Annotated in this window: 10 protein-coding genes; 4 read left to right on the forward strand and 6 right to left on the reverse strand. The window is 43.9% G+C overall.

The annotated features are described in order from the left end of the window. The first annotated feature begins 73 nt into the window (after positions 1 to 73). From phnC to phnE (OC193_RS24295), 3 genes are read left to right on the forward strand one after another with little or no spacing between them, the layout of a single operon-like run. Complete coding sequence (gene phnC / locus OC193_RS24285; RefSeq protein ID WP_048663776.1) at positions 74 to 844, forward strand: phosphonate ABC transporter ATP-binding protein; 771 nt, start codon at positions 74 to 76, stop codon at positions 842 to 844. Next, complete coding sequence (gene phnE / locus OC193_RS24290; RefSeq protein WP_048663775.1) at positions 832 to 1656, forward strand: phosphonate ABC transporter, permease protein PhnE; 825 nt, start codon at positions 832 to 834, stop codon at positions 1654 to 1656. Before phnC ends, phnE (OC193_RS24290) begins: the two co-directional genes overlap by 13 nt. Beyond that, complete coding sequence (gene phnE / locus OC193_RS24295; RefSeq protein WP_048663773.1) at positions 1656 to 2459, forward strand: phosphonate ABC transporter, permease protein PhnE; 804 nt, start codon at positions 1656 to 1658, stop codon at positions 2457 to 2459. Before phnE (OC193_RS24290) ends, phnE (OC193_RS24295) begins: the two co-directional genes overlap by 1 nt. 133 nt (positions 2460 to 2592) lie before the next feature. Here phnE (OC193_RS24295) and OC193_RS24300 read toward each other — a convergent pair whose 3' ends face one another. The 6 genes from OC193_RS24300 to glgC all read right to left on the reverse strand — a co-directional run bounded on the left by OC193_RS24300 (position 2593) and on the right by glgC (position 7310). Further along, positions 2593 to 3387: an HAD-IIB family hydrolase gene (locus OC193_RS24300; protein WP_048663772.1), complete on the reverse strand. Its 795-nt coding sequence runs from the start codon at positions 3385 to 3387 to the stop codon at positions 2593 to 2595. A 109-nt stretch (positions 3388 to 3496) separates the two neighbouring features. Next, complete coding sequence (locus OC193_RS24305; RefSeq protein ID WP_004732998.1) at positions 3497 to 3652, reverse strand: DUF3012 domain-containing protein; 156 nt, start codon at positions 3650 to 3652, stop codon at positions 3497 to 3499. Between the two features lie 223 nt (positions 3653 to 3875). Further along, positions 3876 to 4718, reverse strand: a complete 843-nt coding sequence (locus tag OC193_RS24310; RefSeq protein WP_123961588.1) for an IS3 family transposase — start codon at positions 4716 to 4718, stop codon at positions 3876 to 3878. After that, positions 4715 to 5224 carry a helix-turn-helix domain-containing protein gene (locus OC193_RS24315; protein ID WP_048662683.1) on the reverse strand — a complete coding sequence of 170 codons (510 nt, stop codon included), beginning with the start codon at positions 5222 to 5224 and terminating at the stop codon, positions 4715 to 4717. Before OC193_RS24315 ends, OC193_RS24310 begins: the two co-directional genes overlap by 4 nt. A 109-nt stretch (positions 5225 to 5333) precedes the next feature. Continuing rightward, a complete protein-coding gene (hpf, locus tag OC193_RS24320; protein ID WP_048659022.1) occupies positions 5334 to 5690 on the reverse strand; it encodes a ribosome hibernation-promoting factor, HPF/YfiA family in 357 nt (118 codons plus the stop codon). 399 nt (positions 5691 to 6089) lie between these two features. After that, positions 6090 to 7310, reverse strand: a complete 1221-nt coding sequence (gene glgC, locus OC193_RS24325; RefSeq protein ID WP_048659023.1) for a glucose-1-phosphate adenylyltransferase — start codon at positions 7308 to 7310, stop codon at positions 6090 to 6092. 399 nt (positions 7311 to 7709) lie between these two features. Here glgC and ompW point away from each other — a divergent pair, with 399 nt between their 5' ends. Then, positions 7710 to 8351, forward strand: coding sequence for an outer membrane protein OmpW (gene ompW / locus OC193_RS24330; protein WP_048663771.1), 642 nt, complete (start codon positions 7710 to 7712; stop codon positions 8349 to 8351). The last annotated feature ends 180 nt before the right edge of the window (positions 8352 to 8531 follow it).

The raw sequence follows: 8531 nt of genomic DNA on the forward strand, positions 1-8531 counted from the left end.
TACTTCAACTAAATATCTATGCCCTCGCGGGTAGGGCATAGATCATTCTAAAATTCGCACAAGGAAATGCAGTATGGCCGTAGCAAGCTATGAAGGAATAAAGATAAACAACCTTTTCCACGAATATGTGGCAGGCAAGCCAATCCTTAAAGGCATTAATATTGATATCGATGAGCCAGGCATCATCGCGATCATTGGTCCATCTGGTACCGGTAAAAGTACGCTTCTGCGCTGTATCAACCGCCTCAATGATCCAAGCCAAGGCGAAATCATTTTTGATGGCGCAGACCTGACTCAATTAAAAGGCCAAGCGCTACGTAAACAACGTCGACACATCGGCATGGTGTTCCAAGAATATAACCTCGTGGAACGTTTAACGGTTATCGAGAACGTGTTAAGCGGCCGTTTGGGTTACATGACGGCTTGGAATGCGTGGCGTCGTAACTATTCTCCACAAGACTTAGCAAAAGCGTTCGAGTTACTTGAATTTGTAGGCCTACAAGACTTTGCAAACCAACGTGCCGACAGTTTGTCAGGCGGCCAAAGACAGCGTGTCGGTATCGCTCGCGCAGTCATGCAAGACCCATATATCTTATTAGCGGATGAACCAACGTCATCACTCGACCCGAAAACCGCGGTTGAGATCATGGAGCTGATGGAAACTTTCGCCGAGCAGAAGAACATCCCTGTGTTGGTTAACATCCACGATGTCAACTTAGCCAAGCGTTACGCCAAACGCATCATCGGCATGTGTAATGGCAAAGTACATTACGACGGCAGCCCTGAAGGCATTTCAGAGGAAGATCTAAAAATCATCTATGGGGGTGAATCATGGCTGGATTAACCCCAAGCTCATCGCCAAGTGCATCGTCAAACCAGTCGCCAGCGAAGCATGAAAACCCGTTCAAAACCTCATGGACTAACCGAGCAATCATCGCTGCGATAGTTGCGTATCTGTTTTACAGTTTCTCGACGTTAGGGCTGACTTTTGATCGTTTGGTCATCGGTTTTGGTGAGAGTGAGCGGTTACTATCAAGAATGTTTCCGCCAGATTTCTCGCGTACTAATCTACTGCTAAGCGGCTTAGCAGAGAGCTTACAGATAGCGATCATTTCGAGTTTCTTCGGCATCATCATTTCGCTGTTTCTTGGCTTACTTGCTGCAAGAAACATGATGCCTTCGATTGTATCGACACCTATTCGGGGCTTTATCGCACTGTGTCGCTCTTTTCATCCAGTGATCATCGCAATCTTGTTTGTGAAAGCGGTGGGTTTTGGTGCCCTGGCTGGGATTCTGACCTTGGTGTTCGCATCGATTGGTTTTATTGCCAAGCTGTTCGCAGAAGCGATTGAAGAGATCTCTTTCAAGCCTGTTGAAGCGATTAAAGCGACCGGCGCTAGCTTCATCAGTGTGATTCTGTATGCGGTAATGCCGCAGGTGTTTACTCGTTTTATTGGCTTCGCTAGCTACCAGTTGGACTCGAATTTACGTAACTCAACTATGGTGGGTATCGTTGGCGCGGGCGGCCTTGGTGGGACGTTATTCTCGGCATTCCAACGTTTCGACTACGACTTTGTCGCTGCTATTTTGATAACGATCATCGCGCTGATTCTTGTCGGTGAATTTCTTTCCAACATTGTTAGGAGAATCTTCTAATGACAACTGCATCTATTGATAGAGAGTGGCAGCGCTTTACACCCAACGAACGTGTGGCTCGATTTGCCGTTTACCTTAGCCTTGTATGCGCCATCGTGTGGTCTTGGCAGACGGTGGAAGTGATTCCTGAGTTCCTATATGACGCACCAGCTCAGTTTGCGGACATGTTTGAACGCATGGTGCCAATGGACTACGGCTTCTATCCCGAGTCGATCCACGCGGCGATGATTGAGACGCTGCACATCGCTACATTAGGTACCTTATTTACCTTGGTGTTTGCGATCCCTTTGGCGTTGTTAAACGCACCGAACATTACACCTAATAAAGCGTTGAACTGGGTTGCTCAATTCTTCCTTGTGTCTTCACGTTCAGTGAACTCACTAGTGTGGGCATTACTGTTTATCGCACTATTTGGCCCCGGTGTTCTCGCAGGTATCATGGCAATTGCAATTCGCAGTATCGGCTTTGTAGGGAAGCTGTTAGCGGAAGCCATTGCCGAAGTGAACATGGGGCCTATTGAAGCTTTACGCGCAACGGGCGCTTCGTGGATGAGTATTCTGCTGAAAGGGTATTGGCCGCAAGTGATGCCCGCATTCTACTCAATTGTACTGTTCCGTTGGGACATCAACGTGCGTGAATCTGCGGTATTGGGCTTAGTGGGCGCTGGTGGTATTGGCGTAGTGCTCAACGATGCGCAGAACCTTTTCGAGTGGCAAAAAGTGTCGATGGTATTGGTGAGTATTTTTGCTGTGGTTATCATTGCAGAAGCTGTAGTGATCCACATTCGCAACAAACTCATATAGACAATATGTTGTGTGAAAGTTAAGAGCTTATCTAGCATTTTGAAGCTCAAACGACCCTAGGTACTTCGGTCTACCTAGCGGTCGTTTTTTTATGTTGTTTGAATGGACAGAAAGCTTGTTTAGAAGGGGATGGTTAGCTTTTCGCTGTCTCACTTTTAAGCGTCAGCAGTAAATCCACAAATTCTGCAAACCCATAACCACCCGGTTGTGACATCACCTTGCTTGGATGATGATCTAGCTTATCCCAATAATGCTCAATGTTAGCCACGCCAACGGTGAGCGGTAGTGATTCGAACATCTGTTGATCATTCATTGAATCGCCGACATAACACGCTTGCTTGTGGGTTTGTTCAAGCGATAGGCCTTTACTAGAAAGGAAACGGAGCACGGCGTTTTTCTTCGAGTGCTCACCATACCAAGCATTGATATGAATCGAACTTGCTGTCGCGTGTGCGCCTAAAGCATGTATTCTTTCGAGTACCGCTTGCACTATTTCAGGGTCAACAGGCTGACGGTTTTGGCCGATATCAATCGCGACCTCACACAAGCGGTAAGATTGATCCAAAGTTAGGGATAGGTCTGGGTAACTCTGCAAGATCGATTCAACTTCTTGTTTGAGCTTGGCTTGATTATGGTGCACTTGTTCTAGCGGTGTTTCAGATGAGAGTTGTAATGCACCATCTTGTTTCTCTAATAAGAAGGCGCCGTTCTCTCCAAGCACGGCGTCTACAGGCCATAGTTGTGCAATATGATCACACCAACCAGCACAGGCTCCCGTTACTGCGACCACTTTAATTCCGTTATCTCTTAGCTTTTGTAACGCAATCAATGTTTCTGGAGGGAGTGAACCCTGCCAAGTGAGCGTATCATCAACATCGGTTAATACCCATTCGATGTGCTTCCAGTTATTGCCTAGTTGGTGTTCCATCCTCAAACTCACTTATTCGGATCTATTGTATTGCGTGGAGTGTTCAGTTCGTCGTTAAATGTCTTCCACTCAGTGCTACTAAGTGTTGTTAATTAACGCTTAACAGTGTTTAGAAAACACAGTGCTTAGCAAAATCACCGGCTTCATTGGCAGTCCAGTCGCCTTTCGGCTTTTCTTTCATATCTGTACACCAAGCTTCACTGCCCACTTCTGTACAAGCCATCAGTTGAGTCGCTAGAAATAGAATTAGCGCGATTTTTTTCATAATAAACATTCCTTTATTGTCTAAATTTCTACTTATCACTGTATCAAATACCGCTAGCGATTGTTATAGCAGCCAGCGACATAAGTTTGTTAAAACGATAGAGAGTTGGGCTTATTTCTAATATAGGAAGCGAAGGTCGGTGGTCGGAAAAATCAAGGAAATTGATGTATAGATCGAAAAAGCCAGCAACATTGAAGTGACCCCGTAAAGTTGGACATTTCTGTTAAGCGGCTTTCAAGGCCTGAGTTCGATATTCTATCGGAGTCAGGCCTTTTAGTTTCACTTTTATACGTTTGGTATTGTAGTACTCGATGTATTCTTTAATTTGCTCTATCAGAGCATCTGCATCTTCAAAGCTTTGGTTGTGATACATCTCTGTTTTGAGTAAAGCAAAAAAGTTTTCAGCAACCGCATTATCCAAGCAGTTACCTTTTCTCGACATGCTTTGCGTTAACCCACTCTCCGCTACCTTTTTCTGATACTGTCGATGGCGATATTGCCAACCTTGATCGCTGTGTATAATTGGCTTTGAGTTGGGTTTCAGCTTTGATATAGCCTCCGTCAGCATATCCGTGACAAGCGGCAAGCAGGCATTTTGGGCCACTCTATAAGCAACCACTTCCTGAGTAAACAAGTCGACAATGGGAGACAAGTATACTTTCTGCTCTTTGACTTTGAACTCCGTGACATCAGTTACCCACTTTTCGTCGGGTTGAGTCGCACTAAAATCTCTTTCAAGCACGTTGGGAGCTGCTGTTCCAGACTCTCCTCGGTATGAACGATACTTTTTAATCCTGACTGTCGATTTAAGGTTCAGCTGAGCCATAAGTCTTTGAACCGTTTTGTGATTAAGCACGACCCCCTGATTTTTTAGTTCCAAGTGAATACGGCGGTAGCCGTATCGACCCTTATGTTCATGATAAATTGACTTTATCAACCGCAGCTCACGTTCGTAGCTATTTGGGCGCTTGCTCGTTTGAGCCTGATAATAAAAGACACTTTTTGCCAGCTGTAGAGTGTGCAGTAAGTGCTTTAGTGGGTACTTGCCTTTAAGAGTTAGAGCTATGACCGCTTTTTCTTTGTTCGACGGTTTTTTTCCTGCTCCAACTCTTCCAACTTTTTTAGAACGGCATTCTCGGTTCGTAAGTAGACCAACTCCTCTTTTAGCTCCTCAAGCGTCATTTCATTATCAGGCTTAGTGGTACGTTGAGGTTGCTGTTTCATTGAGGGTCTTCCTTTCTGGCGCATTTTGAGCCCTTTGATACCCAGCTCATTAAATCGTTTGAGCCAGACAGAGAGTATCCCAGGGGATGAGAGGTTTAATACAGCGCTAGTGTGCGTGAGAGACCATTCATTCGTCCACATTAAATTCAATGCTTTTCGCTTTGTCTGAGCAGAGGCAGCATGCTTAGTTGGTAAAAATGAATCAGTACCATGGATGGCAAAGACTTGAGCCCAATACCGTATCTGTCTTGAAGAGATTGAATATTGTTTTGCTAAGCAGAGAGATGACGTGCCATCTAAATATTGCTTAGCAATGATACATTTTAGCTCTCGGCTATATTTGGACATAAAAAGACCCCCAATAATTGGTGTCCAACTATTGGGGGTCAGTTCACATGTGCTGGCTTTGAAATTCTTTTGCGCTGCTATTGTTTATTAGCGAACTTCTACTGTGGAGTTATACCAACTTCATCTCTTGGATGATGTCTGAAGCAATCTCTGGCTTCGTACTTGTTGGCTTCTCGTGTAGGTCGGCTTTCAATTGTCCCTTACGGTTACTTAGGCCTGCTTCAAGTTTCTTGAGTGCTGAAGCGATAGCTGGATACATAACGTCATCTGTAGCTTTTGCGTTTACACGTACACCTTCGTAGTTGGTGAACACTTCAACCTGATGTTGGCTGTGTTCTTTTGTAATGATGATGTCGCAGCTAATCAGTGATGGAAAATGGTTTGATATCTTTTCGAACTTACCTTCGATGTCTTTACGTGAGTCGTCGTTAATTGATACGTGATGTGTTTGAACGTTTATTTTCATAAATCATACCTTTCCAATGACTGTGTCATTTAAACGTAGCAAACATCGGATAGATTCACCAATAGAGAAAGTACACATGTGTGATTAACTTCAGTGTTATCAAATAATCTCCCCTTACTCCCTTGAAAGTCCGATTAACTGATCGCATATTATGTTTCGTGAATTTCAAACGTGTTTAAAAATCCCTCATCTTTGAAGTATTGCTCTAAGCCTTCTATAGGACTTAGGCTTTATCGCCTCAATCAAACATTCTTACGAATTCTTATTCTAGCCTGGTTTTATAAATCTCTTTCAACGCGGGATGAATTTAGGTTTTGGTTAAGGTTATTTCGAATGATAATAAGACAGCGAACTCGCTGCCTTTTCTCGTTTAAATAAAAGCTATTCCAACGTCAAAGATTACTCTTCAAATTGATAAGAAGAGGGCACCACAATCACGCCTTGTTTTGATATATGGAAGCGTTTGGCGTCGGCAAGGCTATCAACACCGATCTGGGTTCCGTCAGGCACTTTGACGTTCTTATCGATGATGCAGTTTTGTATGTGGCAGTTTTTTCCAATCTCAACATCTTCAAACAGAATACTATCAATCACAATCGCGGCATTGCTGACTTTCACTTTTGGGAAGAAGATAGAGTTTTGCGCCGAACCACCTTCAATCACAACACCATTGGCGATCATCGAGTTGATGAATATCCCTTGGTTACCTTCGACCGAAGCAATGGTTCGTGCGGGCGGCAGTTGTGGCTCATAAGTGCGAATAGCCCAATCCGGTTGGTATAAATCGATAGGCGAGGCCGGTTTCAACAGATCCATATTCGATTGGTAATAAGAGTCGATAGTACCAACATCTCTCCAGTAAGCATCTTGCGTCACACGTCCTTCCTCATCACCAAACTTATACGCGTAAACGCTGTTATTGCCGACTAACTTAGGAATGATGTCTTTGCCAAAATCATGGTTTGAGTCTGGATCTTCTGCGTCTGCCAATAATGCCTGTGTTAGTACTTCTTTATCAAAGATGTAAATCCCCATTGAAGCCATGCTTCGAGTTGGTCTACCGGGTACGCACGCGGGGTAACGTGGTTTCTCGGTAAAGTTATTGATTTGTAGAGACTCGTCTATTTCCATCACACCAAACTCTTTGGCTTCGTCAATCGAAACCTCCATGCACGCCACGGTCAGGTCAGCCTCGTTCTTTTTGTGCTGCTTGAGCATTGGCGCGTAATCCATGCGATAGATATGGTCGCCGGATAACACCACCACATGTTTGGCTTCACTACGAGAAAGCAGATACAAGTTTTGATAGATGGCATCGGCAGTGCCGCTGTACCAGCTATCACCGGTTCGCATTTGTGGGGGAACATTGGTGATGTATTCGCCGAGCTCGGGGTTAAGCACCGACCAACCATCTCTCAAATGTTTTTGCAATGAGTGTGATTTGTACTGAGTCAGCACCAAAATTTGGCGTAGCCCAGAGTGTAAGCAGTTCGCGAGAGTGAAATCGATGATTCGATATTTGCCACCAAAGGGAACCGCAGGTTTTGCGCGGTTATCGGTGAGGGGAGAAAGCCGAGAGCCAACACCGCCGGCCAGAACGATTGTTAGAGTGTCTTGCATGGTCAGAACCTCAATGTATTTATGATTATGAACATAGACTTGCAAGCACTAAGCCAAATGTAACTCATTGAATATTAAACAAGGAGGGGATATTTCTTGTTGGATTGCACTAAATTGATGCGTACGGGATGTTGGCTTGCTCTATTTTGATCCAAAGATATCTGAGCAAAGTGACTGGGTTGGATTAACAAAATGATGCACGGAAAAGTCGCATTACAAAACTGTCAATAAAATGAAGTAATAAAGTGATCGGGTCGATATAAATTTACATAAATAATCATAACTTTTCACAAATTGATTTCCATCAATAAAGTAGGGTTATTCTATGTTACCTTGCACGCAAAATAAGAAATGATTACTCATTCACCAATAATATGAAGCCCTCAAAAGGAAATTATAATGAAAAAAACAGTATGTGGTATTGCGGTTATTACAGCTCTTATGTCAACCAATGTTCTTGCTCATAAAGAAGGTGATTTCATCATCCGTGCAGGTGCAGCAACAGTATCTCCAAACGACAGCAGCGGTGACGTTCTTGATACAGCTGGAGTTAAATTCGGTGTCGATTCTAATACTCAACTTGGTTTGACCTTCGGTTACATGTTTACTGACAACATCAGTTTTGAAGTATTGGCAGCTAGCCCTTTCTCTCATAACATTTCAGCTACTGGCCTCGGAGACATAGCAGAGACTAAACACCTACCACCAACGTTTATGGTTCAGTACTACTTTGGTCAAGCGAACAGTGATTTCCGTCCTTACGTAGGTGCGGGTATCAACTACACTGTATTTTTCGATGAGTCACTAAACCAAGGAGCGAAAGATCTAGGCTTAAGTGACTTATCTCTTGATGATTCTTGGGGCTTAGCGGCAAACATTGGTATGGACTACATGATTAATGAAGACTGGTTCCTGAACGCATCAGTTTGGTATGCAGATATTGGTACTACAGCAAAATATAAGTTTAATGGTCAACAGTTCAAAACAGACGTTGATATCGACCCATGGGTATTCATGGTTGGTGGTGGTTACAACTTCTAATCCACATATTCAGTTTACAAAAGGCTCTCAAGCACCAGCCAGCTTGGGCGCTTTTTTCTTTTCATCGACAACCTCACGATGAACGTAAGCAAATCACGTATGAGTAAAAATTGATGTGGCGATTGCAATTATAGTTACCACTAAAACAAAAGCGCCACGACTTGTTAAGTCGTGGCGCTT

The sequence above is a fragment of the Vibrio crassostreae genome (genome assembly GCF_024347415.1).
Taxonomy (GTDB): domain Bacteria; phylum Pseudomonadota; class Gammaproteobacteria; order Enterobacterales; family Vibrionaceae; genus Vibrio; species Vibrio crassostreae.